Consider the following 18,766-nt stretch of genomic DNA (forward strand, 5'->3'; position numbering starts at 1 on the left):
TTATGGCAGGCTCAAAAAAGCAAAAAGTGAATCTTGTTTGGTTCAAACGTGACCTAAGACTCTCTGATCATCAACCACTTGCCAATGCGATTGCATCAGACCTGCCCTGCATACTGATTTATAACTTTGAGCCACTATTACTCGAAGATCCCCATTACAGCTTAAGGCACTGGCGTTTTGTTGCTCAGTCACTTAAAGACATCAACCAACAACTTGAAAAATACAACGCTGAAATCGCCATTTATAATCAAGAAATGATTACCTTGTTAGAAACCCTTAGTGAAGATTTTGATATTGCAGGGGGTTTATAGTCATCAAGAAATAGGTCTATACAATACCTTTGAGCGAGACAGGTTGGTGAAGAGTTGGCTAAACAACAAAGCGATTCCATGGTATGAAACACCACTTGGGGGCGTTAAGCGCGCGCGACCTAAACACTTTGACTGGCAAACTTATTGGCATGGCATGATGAACCAACGTCTTGTAACGCCAAATTGGCAAGCATTTAATGCAATTTTGCCTAATAATTACCAAGCAGCGACCTGTGTTGATGATTTTCTAGAGCACGACCCGCAGTTTCAATATGGTGGCCCTCATGCAGCCAGAGCTTGCCTACAGAGCTTTGTAGAAGAACGAGCAATGAACTACCAAAGTGGCATTTCAAGCCCATCAAAAAGTAGAGATTCATGCTCTAGGCTTTCGCCTTACTTAGCCTTTGGTAACCTGAGCCTTAGGCAGGTTTATCAAACCCTAAAATACTATTTAGCTAAGCAGCCTTTAAGCTGGCGTCGTTCATTACATGCTTTTGAATCTAGGCTTCACTGGCATTGTCATTTTATGCAAAAGTTCGAAACTCAGTGCAGCATGGAGTTTGCACCGCAAAATGCTGGCTACCTACACTATCCTTATCGCGATGATGAACTCGTTGCAGAGCACTTAAAACGCTTTGAACAAGGTCAAACAGGTATTCCTTTAATTGATGCGTGTATGCGCTGCCTCGCAGCAACGGGTTACATTAATTTTCGAATGCGCGCTATGTTAGTCAGCTTTATGACCCATCATATGAACATTCATTGGCATCCTGTTAGTTTAATTTTATCGCGTTATTTTTTAGATTTTGAACCGGGAATTCATTACCCACAAATTCAAATGCAAGCATCGGTCACAGGAACCAACACGATTCGCTTATACAACCCAATCAAGCAATCTGAAGACAAAGACGCAGATGGCATGTTTATTAAAACATGGTGCCCTGAACTTAAAAATTTACCTATAGAAGATCTCCACCAGCCATGGCAACAGCCGCCAATGGAGGCCTTATTTAATAACTTTAAACTCGGCGAAGACTACCCTGAGCCCATGGTCGATATTGAACAGGCAGCCAAGCAAGCACGTGAGCGATTATGGTCATTTCGAGAACGTGATGATGTAAAGCAAGGTGCCAAGGTCGTGCTGCACCAGCATGTTACAAGCCTTAAAAAGCAACACCATGGCTCATAAAAAGCTTAATCTACCTAGTAAAACCTGCCCCGTTTGCGACAGGCCATTTATGTGGCGTAAGAAGTGGCAACGCGACTGGCAGCATGTTAAATACTGCTCAGAGCGTTGCAAGCGTGAAGCGAAGTTATTACAACAAAGTTTGTCTAGGCAATGAGCTTGTAACCGTTTCTTTTTCAATAACGCGGGCTGGTTGATTTTTAAGTTCATTCAACAAAGCCTCAAGACGTGCAGCATAGTCTGAATTAAATTCAGCCTGCACTTTATTTTGTTCGACTATTAACGAAAGTAAATCGCGATTATTTGATGCGGCTAATTGTTCAGACAACTGCCCTAATAACTCCGATTGAGAGCAGTTATCTGCAGACGCTTTGAGTGCAGCTAAAATTGCATGCAGCGAATCATCTTGCTGATTATCAGTAATGAGCTTTTCCAATTGCGCTGTGAAATGCTGAAGTTGTTGCTGTGACGCTGCCAATAGACTCATTTTTAACTCTTCAATTGCGACTTTAGGTGAATGAACTTCTAAAAGTTGCGCGATATGAGCTAACTGGTCTTGGTGGCTTACTTGTTGAGTATGCAAATTCAAGGCATCTTGTAACCCAGCAAAACTTTGCTTAGTGTTATTTCCATTAATCGCTTTAGTAAGCTGCTCAGCCAAATCAGCAAGCTGACTCTGCGGGTTTGATTGTTTTACCACCTCGGTTAACTCCGTTAACTCATTGCGGCTATCAAGCTTGGCTAGCTGCTGTAAAATTGCATTTAATACAGCCCGATTATCGGTGTCTTTGACTGCTGACGTTAACTCTCCTAGCTGTGATTGACACTGGGTTTGCTTCAGCGTTTCAATTAGCTCTTGTAGTTCTTTACGGTTATCAAGTTGCCCGAATTGTTCAGCCAAAACGGCTAAAGGCTGTTGATAATTGTGGTTTTTTAATATCGCAATTAATTCATTAAGCTGCTCAGTCGTATTGCTTGTTGCTAACAGCTGGTTTAACTGCTCAAAACTATCTTGATATGGCGCTTGCACAAAGCCCTGTTGAATCGTACTTTGCAATGAATGTAGAGCTGGTTTGGTATCTAATTCTTTTAGATTGATACCTAGGCTACTTAGTAATTCACTATAATCATGACTCAAATTAGTCTTACTTAATTTGCTCGCAATGGTCTCTAAAGACTCGTTTAAGAATCCCATTTGCTCGACAGCCATCATGGCCGGACTACCAGCACCATCTAACTTATTCAGACGACAAAAATCTGTTTTGATTTGAGTAAAACGAGTCTGTTCCTGCTCAGTTAATGTACCTCGTAATTCTCCTAATTTAAGCAGATTCTCCTCAGAGCCCTTACTTAAGGTCTGAGCTTCACCGCGGTAATGATCTCGGATCAGATTCTCAAGCTCTTCTTCATTCATGGCTGCAACGACTTTTTCAGCCATTTTATTCATGTTCCGATAACTACCCTGTAGTTTAAATGGCGGTTCTGTACGGTAGTTATTGTCTTGTGCAGCAGAAGCGATGTACTGAGCATTCACTTTCAATACGGTGTCGCGAACGGTCATCAAGCGAGTTAATACGGCCTTTATTTCATTCGCTTCAGCTTGTGAATAGCCGTACTCAAGTTCATTTAAAGCTATATCTTCACCTTGGCAGATACGAACCAACTTATACAAATCGTCCATATTACGATTTGCTAACGGAGCAAGAACGGCATTCGATGTTAACGCATTCTCAATAAAACTCATGGCAAACTCTTGCTCGCAACCTGCTAGCGTGTCGCCTAAGTTATAAATATCAGCACGGTTAGCTAACATATCTGGAATTTTGAAGCTTTCACCTGATTCTGTATATGGGTTACCTGCCATCACAACAGCAAACTTTTTACCTCTTAAATCATAAGTTTTACTTTTTCCATTCCAAACACCATCAATTCGGCGTGAACCATCACATAACGAAATAAACTTTTGTAAAAACTCAGGGTTTGTATGCTGAATATCATCAAGATAAAGCATGACGTTATTACCCATTTCAAAGCTTTGATTGATTTTTGCTATTTCTTTTTCAGCGGTTGCATTTATAGCTTGGGCAGGATCGAGCGATACTTGATCGTGTCCAATTGATGGGCAATTCACTTTTACAAACGTCAAGCCAAGACGGTTCGCAACATATTCAATCAGGGTTGTTTTACCATATCCTGGCGGCGAAATGAGTAATAGCATCCCCATTAAATCACTGCGCTTATCTTTACCTGCAGAGCCAATTTGCTTCGCTAAATTATCGCCAATAATTGGAAAGTACACTTTATTGATCAGTTGATTTCGAACAAATGAGCTTAATGGACGAGCTTTAAACTCGTCTAGCTGAAGACGCTCTTTTTGCTGATTTAAAATAGTATTTCTCAACTGGTGATACTGTTCAAATGCTGGAACTTGGCTGGTTATATAGTGCCGAGTTCGTGCATAAAACTCCGCATAATTAACGTCCATTGCTTGCTCAACAACACGCTTATGTTGTCCCATTAAATCCGTAACAGCTGTATTAACCTGAATATCCAAAACCCTGTGCTTGATTGGCGTATTATCACTTAAGTGTAAATAGTTAGCGGCTTCTAACTGCACAGCCAATGGCATACTCGGTTGATGTTGGCAGTAAGCACTTATCCAGCTTAAAAATAACTGCGCACGGTCATTTAGATTACTAACATTCTCAGATGCTTGATTTAAATCGGCAAAGTACCCCTTCGCTTTTGCATCACTTGCAAACTGTTTAGCTAAGTTTAAAGCTTGCTGCATTAGTACAAATTGAAGCTGCTCTGCGCTTTGTTGTTGCCCTAATTGCTTAACTAAATACTCAGCACTTAGTTCACATGAGAAATCCGTTAATTGTTGGCAAAAGCCTAACATTTGTTGACTAAATGCATCGATAAGTTGGCTTATTTGCATCATCAAGGTTTCAGCAAAATGTCCCGCATTAAAATGCTTCTCCATCAGCATTGCATTACTTGCTTGATGGTAAAAAGTATTTACATCCTGTGTTGATAACTGCGCACAAAATAGTTGCGCCATCACCCGACAGCTAGCCGGATAGATAAGTAAATCGAGGGATGTTTTTTGCTGCAAAAGTGATTTAATAATTGCATGCGCGTCGTGGTCATGAATACCTTTTTCGTAACCTTCTTGATAACGAGGCTCAGCAAACTTTTGTATCAGTTTAAGTAAAGAGCCATTTTGTTCAGCTTGTTGAAGCTCATCAAAACTCAATGGATGTTCAGCGTTTTCACAGGCTAGAATCATTTGCGCAGCAAGGTATTCACCTCGATAGACAAGATCACTTTCAGATACGAGCGTTTGCTGCCACAGGTGCTGTGTTTTAGCTAAAACGTTAAGTGATTGCTCATCACTAATTGGTTCAAAATAGTCAGTCCCAGTTAAGTGCAACATCAGCTGCTCATCACGGGGCAACAAGGTTAAATCTAACTGTTGTTTATTAACACTAAATGCATGCTTACCAATACTTACTGTGCTACCACCGTCACTGTAAATATCTTGTTTATCGCGCAGTGCACGTATCCCTTGATCTTTACTCGCTTTAAGTTTTGCTTGAATATCATCAGCACGAACTTCATCACCAATGTCTTTAAGCTCATTACACAACGCTCTTAGTTTGCTGATCATAGGATCTGATGCAAAATAAGTATTCAGTTTATCTAACTCAGAAAAGCTCAGCGCACGGCGATTCACACCTTGTAAAATCCGCTCAGCCGCATTGGCTAAATTTAGTGCCCGTCGCTGTCTTGCATCAATAAGGCTTTGCTTGTGGGCCTCAAAGCTTTCGTAGACATCGTCTCGCTTAGCAATAATTTCCGCAAGGTACTCATCAAAGTCACTAAATTGTGATTCCAATTCTTCAAGCTGGATAAGCAAACGAGAAAGCTGTTCATCACACGCATCTGGTGTTTTCGCATTGTTTAGGGCATTCGTTATGCTTTGTGAGAACAATTTAAATCGAGCCGCAAACTCAGCCTTAGCTTCCACACTACCCAAACTCTTCTGGCGAATTTCAATACTTGCTTTTGCACGGTTAACTAGCGCATATACCGCACTGATATCTTCAAGTATTTGTGTACGAACGCGACTATCAGCGATATCAAGATCAAGCATGGTGTGGTTAAGTAAATCAAGTTCGCTACTTTGAGTATCTAATTGCTCAACATACGATTTTAACTCTGTAACACTCTCACTTTTATTACTTAACGCTTCAAGTTCAGCCAGTGTTTTATGGTAAGGCTCAAGAGCCGTATCTTTTTGTAAAAATTCAGCAGTTGCTTGGCTTAGCTGTTCTAGCTTTTCATCCGTTTGCTGCTGTAGCTGAGACAACGCCTCAACATTAATGTATTTAACATCTTCAAGGCTGATTATTTGTCCCTTTAGAACCTTAAGCGCATCAATACCTTGGACAAATTCAGGTGCTAACTTGAAACTATCGGGCCTAATTTCACGGCTTACTTCTGTAAATTGCGAATTAATTTCAACTAAGGCTTGCTTGGCCTTATTTTGAATTTCAGTCACTTTTTCAAATTCGTCTAAAACTTGTTCAGCCGTTTCAAAAATTGAATGTAAAGAAGTAGCAATGTCTGCAAAATCAGTTTCATTCAACCAATGGTAGCGGTCGAAGATATTGCGGCTTAATGCAATCAGATCCTCATAATGATAAACATTAGGATTCTGCTCGTTTATAGACTTACAGACACTGTATAAATCAGAAATACCTCGAACTAATTCTGGGTTACCTATTTTGCCGAATAAGCTGGTTGCAGGCGGTGCATTTGCTGCAAATTCCGATGAAACAAAAGGACTTTGCCAAATTTGAATTGGGTGTACACGTTCGGCTTCGTCTTTATCAGCCTTAAAAGTTAGTGTTAAACCGTTACCATAGATACCATAGCCGTGACAGTAGATTGGATTTTGTAGGTTTTTCTCAATAATGTTATAGGCAAATAGCGCATAGCGCCCTTCGCTTGGTTCATAAAACACATATAAAACGTCTTCACCATTGGGCGCTTTAACTTGACGGTGAAAATCTAAGTCCTTAATTTGCTCTTCAAATGAACGAGCTTGACCTGACTGTAAGTAATAACCGCCAGGAAAGATAATGCCATGATCTTCAGGTAAACTAACGCAGGCACTACCAATTGCATCTTGTCTTATCACTTGCTGAGTGCGCGTGTTAAAAATAAAGTATCGCCATTGCTTTTCACGATACGGAAGTATCTTTAATAAAATTAGCTCACCAACTTGCGCGTATTCAATACCACTATCAGCGAGTGACTGATTTTTATCATCAACGGGCTCAAAGTAGATGCCTTCTCCCGTATCCGTACTGTTTTCAACTTTGATGGTTAATGTGCCACCTAGCGTTTCTACGAATACTTGATCATTGATATTAACGTGGGCGTGTCGTCCTTCAACGTGATGACTTCGGTCTGTTTTTAACCATTCAAAATCGTAGTCATGGGCATTTTGTATATCTCGTTCGCCGCGGTTATCGATGTAATTAATTGTGTTATCTGGGTGAATTTCCCAGCGAAATACTCTTACATCCGTTAACTTGTCACCAATTTGGAATAGTGCAAACAACTTACCATTCTGCTGGTAAAGATGCTGAAGACTTGTTTGCTTGTAATAAGTATAGAGTTCCTCAAAATCGCGAATAAATCGCTTATCCGTTAAAAAGCGAGTTTGCTCAGGATAAGGTTCAACTTCATAATGTTCATCCTGCTCAATTAACTTATGAACACTGAAGACATCACTGATAGACGTTTCTTTTTTCAGACCAAGTGAAACGTTGTAAGCAAAAATGACTTTATCGCCAACAATCGCAATATCGCGTGGTGTACAGTTTTGTTCGGTACGAACTCTTACCCGCCCTTTAACTTGTAACTCGGTGCTACCAAACTCCACAATTCGTTGTTTATTAACGTTATCGACTTGTGTTTTTAAGCTACTACCAAAATTATTTAAACGGCGTTTAATTAAATCGTACGAGCCCTGCTCTAATGCTTGTTGTGTTTGATCCGTCATGCAATCAGTCCTGATATTTAAAAGAAGTTAGCCGCAGCAAATACATGCTACGGCTAAAATAGGCTAGTCTTTAGACTCGAGTTCTGCTTTGGTGCCTAAATTACCTAACATGCTTAATAGCTGACTTTTTTCTGCAGCTGTTGTATTGCTCAATTGTTTAAGCAATTTACTCATGTTGTAGTTCTTTAGTGTTTCTGCCGAACCATTTGCACCCGCTAACACCCCTTTTAAATCTTCAATTAAATTGCGGTCACCATTTAAATGATCTTTAAAGATAGTTTGTACCGTTTTGCTTTCATCAACGATACCATCGATTGATTTACCTAAACTTATCGCACTCATGAACTGATTAAAGAACTGACCATCACCACCCATGATATTAATATCAGCATCACCTAACGCTTTAGCCATTACATGAGCTTGGTGCTCTGCAATGTCTTTGCTTGCTGATAGTTTTGCTAACACTAATTCTTTTTGTTGATTTAGCTGTAATGTAAAGCTCTCATAATCACGTGCATCTTGATTCATCGAGTTAAGTGCTTGTAGTTTCTCTTCAAGACCTTTCGCTTCTGCTTGCATCTTACGTTCAAGGTTAATTGCTTCAACTTCACCTTGCTTCTCATTAGCCTCAGCCATTGCACTTTGAACCTGTGCCTGTGCTAAGCCAACTTCACGGTTACCCTGTGCTTCAGCTTCAAGTTTTTGACGAAGAACTTTAGCGTCTGCCTCACCTTGCAGTGCATTCGCTTCAGCTTTTGCTTTTATAACATCAGCTTCAGCAAGCCCTTTCGCAGCAGCTTCAACTTGCTGGGCTTGAGCGAGAATTTTCTTCGACTCGGCTTGTTGATTAGCAATACGAAGCTCTGCATTGGCCATTGTTTCTAGCTCTTTTGCTTTAAACTCAGCCGCTTGCTCCTGCGCTTTTGCTGCTTCAATATCTTTCACCAAGGCTTCTTCGGCTTCTGCTTTCGCACGAATTATGATGGCTTCTTTTGAACGCTCCGCATCGGCAAGCACTTTAACGTCTTTAATACGCTCTTCTTCTTCAGCAACTGACTTTTCAACAATCACACGGTCACGAATAACATCGGCAATTTCTTTGCGCTCGACTTCCAGTGCTTTTTCTTTGTTGATCCGTAAGATTTCAGTCTCTCGTTCGCGCTCAATAACCTCGATTTCACGAGCTCGTGAAACTTTTTCTTCTTCAATAGCAAGCACACGAAGACGATTTTGCTCTGCAATATCAAGCTCACGCTGTTTGTTTTGTTCGCTGATACCAATTGCTTCATCGGTTAGTAAACGTGCTTGTTCTGCTTTTAAGCGTTCTTCTTGACGAACTTTTTCAGCTTCTGACTCTTCACGAGCTTTAACGGTTTCAATTTCGCGTCTTTGACGAGCAACGGCATCTTCACGTTGACGTTCAATCTCTAAAGATTTTTCAGTTGCTTCTTGATTCTGAACTTCAATTTTTGCACGTTCATCACATTTTAATTGGTTGGTCGAAACATTTTGTATTGCAGTCATCTCAGTGATACGGCGAATACCTTCTGCATCGAGAATGTTTTGAGGATCAAGCTTTTCTATTGAGGTTTGTTCTAAGTAGTCGATAGCCACATCTTCAAGGGTATACCCTGATAAATCTTGGCCAATGACTTCTTTGATATTATCGCGAAACTCATTTCGATGAGTGAAAAGCTCAACGAAATCCATTCGTTTGCCCACTGTTTTAAGCGCTTCTGAAAATTTCGCTTCAAATAACTCTTGCAATGTTTCATGCTCAGATGCCCTTGCACACCCCACTTGCTTAGCTACACGTAAAATATCTTCTTTGTTTTCATTTACACGAATATAAAACGTAATCGCGATATCAGCACGAATGTTATCTTTACAGATTAAGCCGCCTTTATCTTTACGCTCAAGAACCATACGCTTAGTCGAAATGTCCATTACTTCCATTTTATGGATGACTGGAAAAACGATGCCACCGGTTGTAGTTACATCGGGCTCGTTCTTCATTTTATTGATAATAAGCGCTTGACCTTGCTCTACTTTTCGGTAGAACTTACCGATGATTAATAGAATTGCGAAAATAACGACGATCGCTATCCCCACAAAAACCAATATTGGTATTAAGTTATCTAAATATTCCATGTTATGTCCTAACGTGATTATCGATTTTATTTTTTATTACTTCTTAAAGCCTAGGATCACCAAGGCTTTGCGGTAATGATGTAACAGTGTTTATCTTTGATGTGCTCAAGCAACACGGCAGTGTCACCAGAAGAGAATTGCTCATTATTTTCTGCACGAACTTCAATCAATTGCTCTGTACCTTGGTACTTAACGCGCGCTTGACCAAATGAGTCAGTCACTTTACCTGTGGCAACAACACATTCTAAGCCGAGTAGATCTGAACTTTGTGATGCACTTTTACTCGCAAAAAAGCGTCTTAATGGGCGTAATAAAAGGGCAGAAATAGGGATAGCGACCAAAAGGCTAATAAGTAACAACAAACCGCCAAGCACATAAAAAACAATGCTATTGCCAAGTACACTTGCAAAAAACTTGTGTGCATAAATGGTAATTAACCAGCTGGTCATCACCAACACACTTGCCGATACAGTAAGTGGTGCATCACCAAATCCTAATGTATGCCAAATGCTTCCTGAACTTGCTTGTGATACATCACTATCGACATCGGACTCAAACATATCAATATCTGCGAATCCGAGCAGTGTGATAGCCCAAAATATAACTACAACAAAAAGTAGAGCGGATAAAATAACCGAAGGAAAACTAAAAGCGAGGTTCAAAAATTCCATATTACTACATTCCATTTTTATAATTATTTAGCGCCAATCAAGACCCTTAAATAGGTAAATAATTATCACTGAATTGACTTCACCTATTCAAGTTTCATTTATATATACAACAAAATTCAGCAACTATTAAGCTTTTTCATACAGATTGGCGTTTAAGTTGCACTTATATCGTTAACTCACAGTTTTCGGCACAAAACCCTGAAAGCCTTTCACGGTTGTCGAAAAAATTTACAAAGGAGATGACGATGACGATTAAAAAATCTGCACATACGAGTTGGTCGGGTGATATTAAATCTGGCAAAGGCTATATTTCTAGTCAAAGTGGCGCGCTTGATAGCCAACCATTTGGCTTTAACACTCGCTTTGAAGATAAGCCAGGTACTAACCCTGAAGAACTCGTTGCAGCGGCACACAGTAGCTGTTTTAGCATGGCGCTATCGCTGGCACTAACAGAAGCAAGCTTTGTCGCTGACGACATAACTACCAAAGCAACAGTGAGCCTTGATGAGGTTGATGACGGCTTCGAAGTGAGCCACATTGCACTTGATGTCAGCGCAAAGATAAAAGAAATTTCGAGCGAAAAATTTGAGCAACTTTGTGAACAAACTAAGCAAGGCTGCCCTATTTCTAAACTGATGAATGCCGAAATATCACTCACCACAACACTTAATTAATCTCTGTAGGCCAAGCACTGCTTGGCCTTTTCACAAACTAACAGACCCACAACACTTTATTACAATGTAAGTAGCTGCTTGTTGTATTATCTTTATGAAACAAAACTAAATACAACAAGGATATGTATGTTTAAACAACTAACCCCTATTGCTCTGGCAACACTTGCTTATTCAAGCTGCTCAATTGCAACAGAACAACAGGTGAGTAAACAATGGTTCAATAGTATCGACTATACGCATATAGAGAGTAACAGATATAGTTTTAATGGTTACCAATTAGTGAGTCATTACTACTTTGAGGAGCAGCAAAGCTCGGGTGTGCTCGATGATTATGGCTACCTAGATACAGATTCAAACATTCGTGTGAATTACTCAGGGGGAGACTATTACAATGATATTGGTTTATCAGGCGAGTATTTTTTGAACAACTGGTTTGCTATAGCCGATATGAGGGATGTGAGAGATTTAGACAATTACACTCTAGGAATTGGCTACTTATTTGCCGATGCCTTAAAAGTCTCTATAAATAGGGATGTGCGTAGCTACGGTGATGATTATTTCCGCTTGAAAGCGCAGTATAACCTCCAAATCAACGATAAGGATTACCTTGGTTTTAGCGCAGAAACAGATGATGAACTCGACGTTTGGAATGTCTCTGCCAGATACTTTAATCATTTAAGCGGCAGCCATTACATTACCGTCGATGTTGGCCACCAAGACAGCCTTTATGAATCAGCAAGCAATGCCATGATCAGCTACTACTTCGGCGATCACTATGCCATAGGTGCAGGGTTGGATGATTCTGAAATCGTTTTACAAGGTAAGTACTTTATTAACGATCGCTATTATTTAACCGCGAATTACACTGAAAGCGGCTCTGCTGAACTTTATAACCTTAAGTTTGTTGCCCAATTCTAAATAGGAATGAGTCACCAGTTTAAAAAAACGCCGCTATAAAGCGGCGTTTTCAGTTTATAGAATTACATATTACCTAGCTTCATCATCATTGCAGTGTACATTTTTAAGTTCAGTGCTAACTGCTCTTCAGTAATAAACTCATGCTCTGAGTGGCCTGTGTACTTTTTACCTGGCATTGATGGACCGAATGACACCGCATTATCAAATAGTTTAGCATTTGTGCCACCACCAATTGACACAAAGCCCGCGTCTTTATCGCCAGTAAAGTGCTTAAAGATATCGAGTAATGCTTCTGCATGAGGCGCACCATCTAACAGCATTGGCGTACCAATTACCACTTTAGTGTCTTTTAAAGTGACATTATTAGTGGTTTGCCAAGCGCTAAGCGCTTCATTAATTTGCTGCTTAAGCACAGCTTCTTGTTTACCTACCGGACGACGCATATTAATCGACAGTTTAATGTCGTTACCGTCACGGCTTAATAAGGTTGGCGAAACAGTCATCGGGCCCATAAAGTCATGCTTGTAACCAATTTCACCGAATTGCGCGCCGTATAAATCAAGGCCGATTAGCTGATTGATAAACTCAATTGCTTGGCCATCGCTATTGTTCTCAAGATCAATACCTTTAAAGATTTCTGCAAGGTGCGCAATGGCATTTTCACCCGCTTCTGGCTCAGATGAATGCGCTGAAATCCCCTTCACTTGGACTAACAAGCTATTGTCTTGCTCTGTCATCGCCACTTTGACGTTTTTAAGCTGAGCGACATTGTCGTGTAATTTAGCCACTGTCGCCGCATCAGCGTTATGTACTAACACGCTGGCATCTTCAGGGATTTGGCTAACAAAGGCGCCGCCTTTTAAGCCACTAACATATAAGCCTGTTTGTGCTGAGGTCGCAGAGAAAGTCGGCGCAATTAAGCTCCAGCCTTTTTCTGCAACAACCACAGGGTATGAAGCATCAATAGTGACAGCATATTTAGGTTGCTGATAGGTTTTCATGAACTCTTCGAGTGGTGCCCAGTCAGACTCTTCTGCAAGGTAAACCATTAATTCAATACGGTTATTTAAAGTAATACCGTTATCTTTAATCGCCTTCATTGCATGCAGTGCAGTCGCAATTGCACCTTTATCATCTTCTGTACCACGTGCAATTAGCTTTCCTGGCTCAGAGGTTTTATCCATTTCAAATGGACTTTGCTGCCATTTACTAGCATCTGCAGGTTGCACATCACCATGGGTTACTATGGTTACTTTGTCAGCTTGGTTACCCATGCCAATTAACACTGTGTAGCCTAAATCTTGATAATCAAAACCAAACTGCGCCGCTTTCATTTTTAAGAACGACTTAAAGCCAATGAAATCAGGGTTATCAGGAGTCGCTAGACCTTCTTTATTTACCGTTGGATACGAAACTAAATTCTCTAAGGTATGAATTTGCGCTTGTTGATATTGCTCTACCGCGTAGTTAGCCAGCTTTTCACTTTGCTCAGACACAGCTGCCTGACTAGAGAAAGCACTTAATAAAAATGCAGCAAGTAATGAATGTTTCAAGATAAGCTCCAGAGTTTAAGAAGGTTTTTAGAAAGTCGCCTTGATTGTAACGCTTATAACGCCGACATAACATCTCTAATTCAAGCAAAATAGATCGCTTAAAAATACCAACAAGGTACAATAGCCACTCACCCTATTAATTCGTTTGTTAGACTCATGAACCGCAGAAAAAAGATCTTCACTAAACTTAAGCAAAAAGATAAGCGCGCCAATGCCAAGTTGCATAAAAGCAATAAGCCGGCATACATCTCAAAGGCAGATCGCGAAAAATTAGCACAGCAAGAAGCTGAGCAGGAAAGTTAAAAATACCTAGTTGTCAGCGGTAAGGTTGTAAGCGCGATTTTACATCGCGCAATATAAAAAGATAACGCGCGAAATAAATTTCACGCCTACATCAAAAAACGTGGGAGCGGCTTTAGCCGTGAATAAAATAAAGCTGTTCGGCGTTAAAACGCCTCCTACACCGTAGGCGTCACGTTTGCTTGGCGCGTCTCAACCACCACACAAAAAAACACCCTCGCGCGAAATAAATTTCACGCCTACAACACCTCAATTCACATTTGTATCAGACACGTGATCTGACTCGCTAACTTTACTCTCGTAGCTAGATACTCTGTTTTTGCGCGTAGAAATTTCACGCCTAGCAACTCAGCTCTTTTCACACTCATTCACAAATTGTGCTTCACATAGTTCCGATTTTTAAGTATTTTAAAATTAATAAAATAACAACAATAAGATACAAGGGAATGAGACGTTTATTGCTGCTTAGCTGTGCGCTTTTGTTAAGTGCATGCGCATCTAAAGTTACCAACATAAAAGAAGACCGAGACACACTATCTAAAGCCGATGAAGGCTACCTACTGATTGGCATTGAAACTAACCGCAGTTTAAAAGCCATTTATATTGATGGTCCAAAGTCGCTTGTTCTTACGGCTAAGGACATTCGAAGTGGTAGCAATTATATTTTAGCGAATCTACCATTGGGTGATTACACCATCACACGCTTGAACTTAAGTCATTACTCATTTCTCAAATTTGATAACGATGAAGAAAGTTGGCAATTCACACTTGCCCCTAACAAAGTTAATTATGTTGGCCATTTAGACATAACAACTGTAGGTTACTGGAACACACGCTCTCATATTGTTTTAGAAAACCGTAGTTCTGAAGCACTGCAATACATGGAACAAAACTTCCCAACGATTTTGTCTGGTCGCTCGCTAAATTATGGCGGCCCTGGGGAAGACTCATTCTTTGATTATTTGGAACAAACATTTTCGCAGCAGGAAGCAAAATAATGAAAAAGCTACTTATCTTATTATTTTTTATTTTTCCCTTGCATGCTGAAATGTTATCGAGTGAAGACTTAATGTACTCGCCCGATCAAAGCCAAGTTAAAGTATCGCCCAGTGGCCGTTGGATCAGCTTTTTAGAAGCGCAGGAAGACAAAACCAAAACTCTCAATATCATCGATATGGATTCGATGAAAATGTACTATATCGTCAAACTCGACGAGGATAATGATTTTTATAATTATCAATGGTTAACAGATGATGATATTTTTATCAGTGTAAAAAGTCGCGATAGTGACGATTTTGAAGTCGTCGTGAATGTTATTGAAGGCGAAAAAAAACCAAAAATTGAACAGCATAGAGTTAAAGCAAAAGGCTACATTGTAGATAGATTACTCAGTGATCCTGAACATATCTTATTTGCTAAACCAGATAAGAAAAACACACTGCTTTATCAAGTGCCCTTAAAAGCCTTATACAGTGATGATTACAGCACTTATACTCCCATCGAGAAAGGTTTAAAAGGTGCCTTTAGCTACTTCTTTGACGAGCACAAACAACAGCTTTTTACTGCGAAATTTGATGAAGACGAAAAGAGTTTACAGTTCTTCTATAAGGTTATTGGTACTAATAAGTGGATCCCGATTTTTACTCTCACTGACGCAGATTATCAGTTTTTTCCAATTGGATTTACTGACCAAGATCACCTTGCCGTCATTACCAACAAAAATACCGATAAGAGCCAGGTGAGCCTTTTTAATATTAACACGCAAGAAATCACCGACACACTTTATCAACATCCAAAATATGACATTCAGTCCGCCGAACTTGATGATAATGGCAATCTTATTGCCGCCTCGTATATCAAGCATGGTAAATATACTACCGATTATTTTATTGACGCCTACGAGCAATTGCATAGCAAAGTTGCGGAAGCTTTAGGAGGCGAACAGTTTTTTTGGGTTGATAGCTCTATCGATGGTAAAACACAAATTTTATTTAGTCACTCAGCCACAGTGCCTGGCAAATACTATTTATACCAATCAGAAACAAATCACATAGAGTTAATGTTTTCTGTCGCCAAAAATAAAGACGCAACGTACGCTAAAACAACGTTTTTTAACTTTAAAGCCTACGATGGAACTAATCTTGAAGGTTACTTAACCAAACCTATTAACAACGATAAGCAGGTATTATTAGTGATGCCACATGGTGGCCCAATAGGTATTCGTGAAAGTGATGAGTTTAGCCCTGAAGTGCAATACCTTGCCTCTCGAGGCTTTACTATTTTACGTGCTAATTTCAGAGGCTCAGCAGGGTTTGGTAAAGAATTTTTAGAAAGCGGTGTTGGTCAATTTGGTAACCTTATCGAACAAGACATTTCTGCCGCAGTGGCTCATATTCGTTCACAATATAGCTTTAAACATACCTGCTCTATTGGCGCAAGCTATGGTGGTTATTCTGCGGTGATGCTGGCAATTAAACACCCTGATATTTATGAATGCGTGATTGCAAGTTTTGGTATTTATGACTTACCTCTACTTTATAACGCAAGTAATATCGCTTTAACTAAAGATTATCAAGAGCTTATAGAGCGCACGGTTGGTGAATATAGCCAAGATTTAAAAGATATTTCCCCCGTCTATCAGGCTACATCTTTAAAAGCCCCTGTTCTTATTATTGCTGGTAAACAAGATGAAATATCGGGCTTTGAGCAAAGTAATCGCTTTTACTATGTTTTAAAGCGTTTAGGTCATGATGTTGAAAAAGCGTTTTTCGAACGCTCTGGGCATGGCCATCAGATTTGGTATTACGATCAAATAGAAGCAGCTTTAGCTAACGACTTTCTTGAAAGAAAACTTAATCTAAACAGTACATTGACTAATTATACTGAATCAGAAAAGAAAGCGGTTCAACGTGATGCCATATTGTTAGCAGATACTTTTGACAGTAAAACAATAGAAACTGATCGTAAAAAAGAAAGCTTTGATTACTACCAATTAGCTGCCAACTTAGATCATGACCGAGCAATGTTTAATGTCGGTAGTTATTATCATCGTGGTGATAATAGACCAATCGATATTAAAAAAGCTATTGAGTATTACTCTCGAGCGGCAAATTTAGGCTACGAGCAAGCGCAAGAGCGTTTAGGCTATATATACTCTGTGAGTAAGCTAGTTAAACCGGATTATCATAAAGCAAAAGAGTTCTTTAAAACGGCCTTTGATAAAGAACATAGTGTCGATAATGCATTTAATTTAGCCTCTATCTATTGTATCGCTGATAATGAAATCAGAGATGTAGATAAGTGTTTATCTATGCTCAATAGCTATGCAAATAAAGTTGATAATGAATCTCGCCAACATGTTCGAGAGCAAATATCAATCATTATGCAAGAAGGAAACTACTCCGAGAATGAGCTAAAAGGTCTTCAAAGTGTCTTAACTAAGCTTTATGGCTTGAATTACCCGAATGCAATTTTGGAGTTAGAACGCAAAGGCTTATTTAAACTAGTACTTTCCGATAAGTTTAACGGTGAACCTGAAATAGAACAGCTATCAAAGCAATTAAATTTCAGCTATAAACTCGATGATGAACAACGCTTTGGCATAGAGTTTTACATGAATCGTGATGGCCTCGATACTCGTAGAGATCGACTTGTTGTGTTTACCAAATGGCACTTCACTCCTGACGATAAAGCGCTCACTGATTTTGTTTACTATCAGACTCTGTGGGGCGACCCAATTACCGAATGGTCTACCTACCGCACTTTAGATGAAACATCGACGCCAGGTACGTGGACACTAGATGTGATGGGCGCAAACCAACAATTGCTCTATCAAAACACCTTTAAGGTGACGGCTATCAACTAAACTCAAAATGCGCAATTTCAATCAGGTAACGACTTAGGGGCCATGGCAAACTGGCCCCACTTCTGAAAAGCATTAACGAGTAACCATGAAAACGAAGCAACAACAACGCATTGAGCTGGTCTGTGACTACATTAGCCAGCATCTTGATGAACCTTTATCACTGGAGACACTCAGTGAGGTGGCATGTTGTTCGAAATATCATTTTCATCGTTTATTTGTCGCTGGAGTTGGCCTAAGCGTTACCAAATATGCGCAGCTTGCGCGCTTAAAGCGTGCCTCATTTCGACTTGCATTTGAACATCAACTTAAAATTATTGATGTTGCATTAGAAGCACAATTTGATAGCCCAGAAGCATTTAGCCGTGCTTTTAAGCGCACCTTTACGCAGTCGCCAAGCGAATTCAGAAGCAAACCAAACTGGCCTAATTGGCACACACAGTTTGAATTTTCATTACCTGACAAAAAGGTTTGCCCTATGAATGTAAACATTGTTGATTTTAAAGCACAGCCGGTGGCTTTATTAACCCACCATGGCGCTGCTAATACCCTGATGAATACCGCTGCACAATTTATTGAGTGGCGCAAAGAATCAGGCTTTTCACCTGTTAAAACCAGTAACACGTATGGGATCCCGTATAGCGATCCGGCCACCACTGAAGACCATGCGTTTCGTTTTGACTTTGCAGGCAGTATCACCTCACCGATTACTGAAAACCCACAAGGTGTGCGAAATGGTGAAATTCCAGCAGGACGCTGCGCCGTTGTTCGTCATAATGGCTCTCATGACACCATTAGCGATACAGTTTACTACTTATACCGTGAATGGCTGGTGCAAAGCGGCGAAGAAGTCAGAGACTTCCCTTGCTTCTTTCATTACCTCAACCTCATCCATGAAGTTGATGAATGTGACCTGCAAACGGATATATATTTGCCGATAAAATGATTGCGAGTTGCGAGTTGCGAGTTGCGAGTTGCGAGTTGCGAGTTGCGAGTTGCGAGTTGCGAGTTGCGAGTTGCGAGTTGCGAGTTGCGAGACAAAGATTGTAGGCGCGATTTTA

The 18,766-nt window shown here is 40.1% G+C and carries 11 protein-coding genes and 1 pseudogene; 8 read left to right on the forward strand and 4 right to left on the reverse strand.

Translation table 11 applies throughout. The features are described 5' to 3' along the window. Positions 1-2 precede the first annotated feature (2 nt). Both C2M25_RS11285 and C2M25_RS11290 read left to right on the forward strand, forming a co-directional pair. A pseudogene (locus C2M25_RS11285) lies at positions 3-1,500 on the forward strand (deoxyribodipyrimidine photo-lyase/cryptochrome family protein). Then, positions 1,490-1,654 carry a DUF2256 domain-containing protein gene (locus tag C2M25_RS11290; protein WP_082873955.1) on the forward strand — a complete coding sequence of 55 codons (165 nt, stop codon included), beginning with the start codon at positions 1,490-1,492 and terminating at the stop codon, positions 1,652-1,654. Before C2M25_RS11285 ends, C2M25_RS11290 begins: the two are co-directional and overlap by 11 nt. Here the strand turns inward: C2M25_RS11290 and C2M25_RS11295 are convergent. The 3 genes from C2M25_RS11295 to C2M25_RS11305 form a co-directional block, all read right to left on the reverse strand. Beyond that, positions 1,628-7,576 (reverse strand): DNA repair ATPase, encoded by a 5,949-nt coding sequence (locus tag C2M25_RS11295; RefSeq protein WP_105181128.1) that lies wholly within the window; start codon positions 7,574-7,576, stop codon positions 1,628-1,630. The genes C2M25_RS11290 and C2M25_RS11295 overlap by 27 nt on opposite strands. A 63-nt stretch (positions 7,577-7,639) precedes the next feature. Beyond that, positions 7,640-9,727, reverse strand: a complete 2,088-nt coding sequence (locus C2M25_RS11300) for an SPFH domain-containing protein (protein WP_063700320.1) — start codon at positions 9,725-9,727, stop codon at positions 7,640-7,642. Between the two features lie 56 nt (positions 9,728-9,783). Then, positions 9,784-10,398, reverse strand: coding sequence for a DUF1449 domain-containing protein (locus C2M25_RS11305; RefSeq protein ID WP_105181129.1), 615 nt, complete (start codon positions 10,396-10,398; stop codon positions 9,784-9,786). A 245-nt stretch (positions 10,399-10,643) separates the two neighbouring features. On the opposite strand from C2M25_RS11305, the gene C2M25_RS11310 reads away from it, so the two are divergent. Together C2M25_RS11310 and C2M25_RS11315 are read left to right on the forward strand one after the other, a co-directional pair. After that, positions 10,644-11,072, forward strand: coding sequence for an OsmC family protein (locus C2M25_RS11310; RefSeq protein WP_105181130.1), 429 nt, complete (start codon positions 10,644-10,646; stop codon positions 11,070-11,072). 126 nt (positions 11,073-11,198) lie between these two features. After that, positions 11,199-11,990 carry a putative porin gene (locus C2M25_RS11315; RefSeq protein WP_105181131.1) on the forward strand — a complete coding sequence of 264 codons (792 nt, stop codon included), beginning with the start codon at positions 11,199-11,201 and terminating at the stop codon, positions 11,988-11,990. A 62-nt stretch (positions 11,991-12,052) separates the two neighbouring features. Here the strand turns inward: C2M25_RS11315 and C2M25_RS11320 are convergent, their stop codons facing one another. Then, positions 12,053-13,543, reverse strand: coding sequence for a dipeptidase (locus C2M25_RS11320; protein WP_105174678.1), 1,491 nt, complete (start codon positions 13,541-13,543; stop codon positions 12,053-12,055). Positions 13,544-13,699: 156 nt separating this feature from the next. On the opposite strand from C2M25_RS11320, the gene C2M25_RS11325 reads away from it, so the two are divergent. The 4 genes from C2M25_RS11325 to C2M25_RS11340 all read left to right on the forward strand — a co-directional run bounded on the left by C2M25_RS11325 (position 13,700) and on the right by C2M25_RS11340 (position 18,651). Continuing rightward, entirely contained in the window at positions 13,700-13,846 is a 147-nt protein-coding gene (locus C2M25_RS11325; protein ID WP_105174679.1) for a DUF2986 domain-containing protein, read from the forward strand. Between the two features lie 443 nt (positions 13,847-14,289). Further along, positions 14,290-14,841 (forward strand): hypothetical protein, encoded by a 552-nt coding sequence (locus C2M25_RS11330; RefSeq protein WP_105181132.1) that lies wholly within the window; start codon positions 14,290-14,292, stop codon positions 14,839-14,841. Beyond that, entirely contained in the window at positions 14,841-17,708 is a 2,868-nt protein-coding gene (locus C2M25_RS11335; RefSeq protein ID WP_105181133.1) for a prolyl oligopeptidase family serine peptidase, read from the forward strand. Before C2M25_RS11330 ends, C2M25_RS11335 begins: the two co-directional genes overlap by 1 nt. Before the next feature lie 85 nt (positions 17,709-17,793). After that, entirely contained in the window at positions 17,794-18,651 is an 858-nt protein-coding gene (locus tag C2M25_RS11340; protein WP_105181134.1) for an AraC family transcriptional regulator, read from the forward strand. Positions 18,652-18,766 lie beyond the last annotated feature (115 nt).

This window comes from Pseudoalteromonas sp. T1lg21 (assembly GCF_002964625.1).
In the GTDB taxonomy this organism is placed as follows: domain Bacteria; phylum Pseudomonadota; class Gammaproteobacteria; order Enterobacterales; family Alteromonadaceae; genus Pseudoalteromonas; species Pseudoalteromonas gelatinilytica.

Coding starts and splice junctions, on each gene's coding strand:
- C2M25_RS11290 (WP_082873955.1), top strand. CDS start 1,490: ATGGCTCATAAAAAGCTTAATCTACCTAGTAAAACCTGCCCCGTTTGC.
- C2M25_RS11295 (WP_105181128.1), bottom strand. CDS start 7,576: ATGACGGATCAAACACAACAAGCATTAGAGCAGGGCTCGTACGATTTA.
- C2M25_RS11300 (WP_063700320.1), bottom strand. CDS start 9,727: ATGGAATATTTAGATAACTTAATACCAATATTGGTTTTTGTGGGGATA.
- C2M25_RS11305 (WP_105181129.1), bottom strand. CDS start 10,398: ATGGAATTTTTGAACCTCGCTTTTAGTTTTCCTTCGGTTATTTTATCC.
- C2M25_RS11310 (WP_105181130.1), top strand. CDS start 10,644: ATGACGATTAAAAAATCTGCACATACGAGTTGGTCGGGTGATATTAAA.
- C2M25_RS11315 (WP_105181131.1), top strand. CDS start 11,199: ATGTTTAAACAACTAACCCCTATTGCTCTGGCAACACTTGCTTATTCA.
- C2M25_RS11325 (WP_105174679.1), top strand. CDS start 13,700: ATGAACCGCAGAAAAAAGATCTTCACTAAACTTAAGCAAAAAGATAAG.
- C2M25_RS11330 (WP_105181132.1), top strand. CDS start 14,290: ATGAGACGTTTATTGCTGCTTAGCTGTGCGCTTTTGTTAAGTGCATGC.
- C2M25_RS11335 (WP_105181133.1), top strand. CDS start 14,841: ATGAAAAAGCTACTTATCTTATTATTTTTTATTTTTCCCTTGCATGCT.
- C2M25_RS11340 (WP_105181134.1), top strand. CDS start 17,794: ATGAAAACGAAGCAACAACAACGCATTGAGCTGGTCTGTGACTACATT.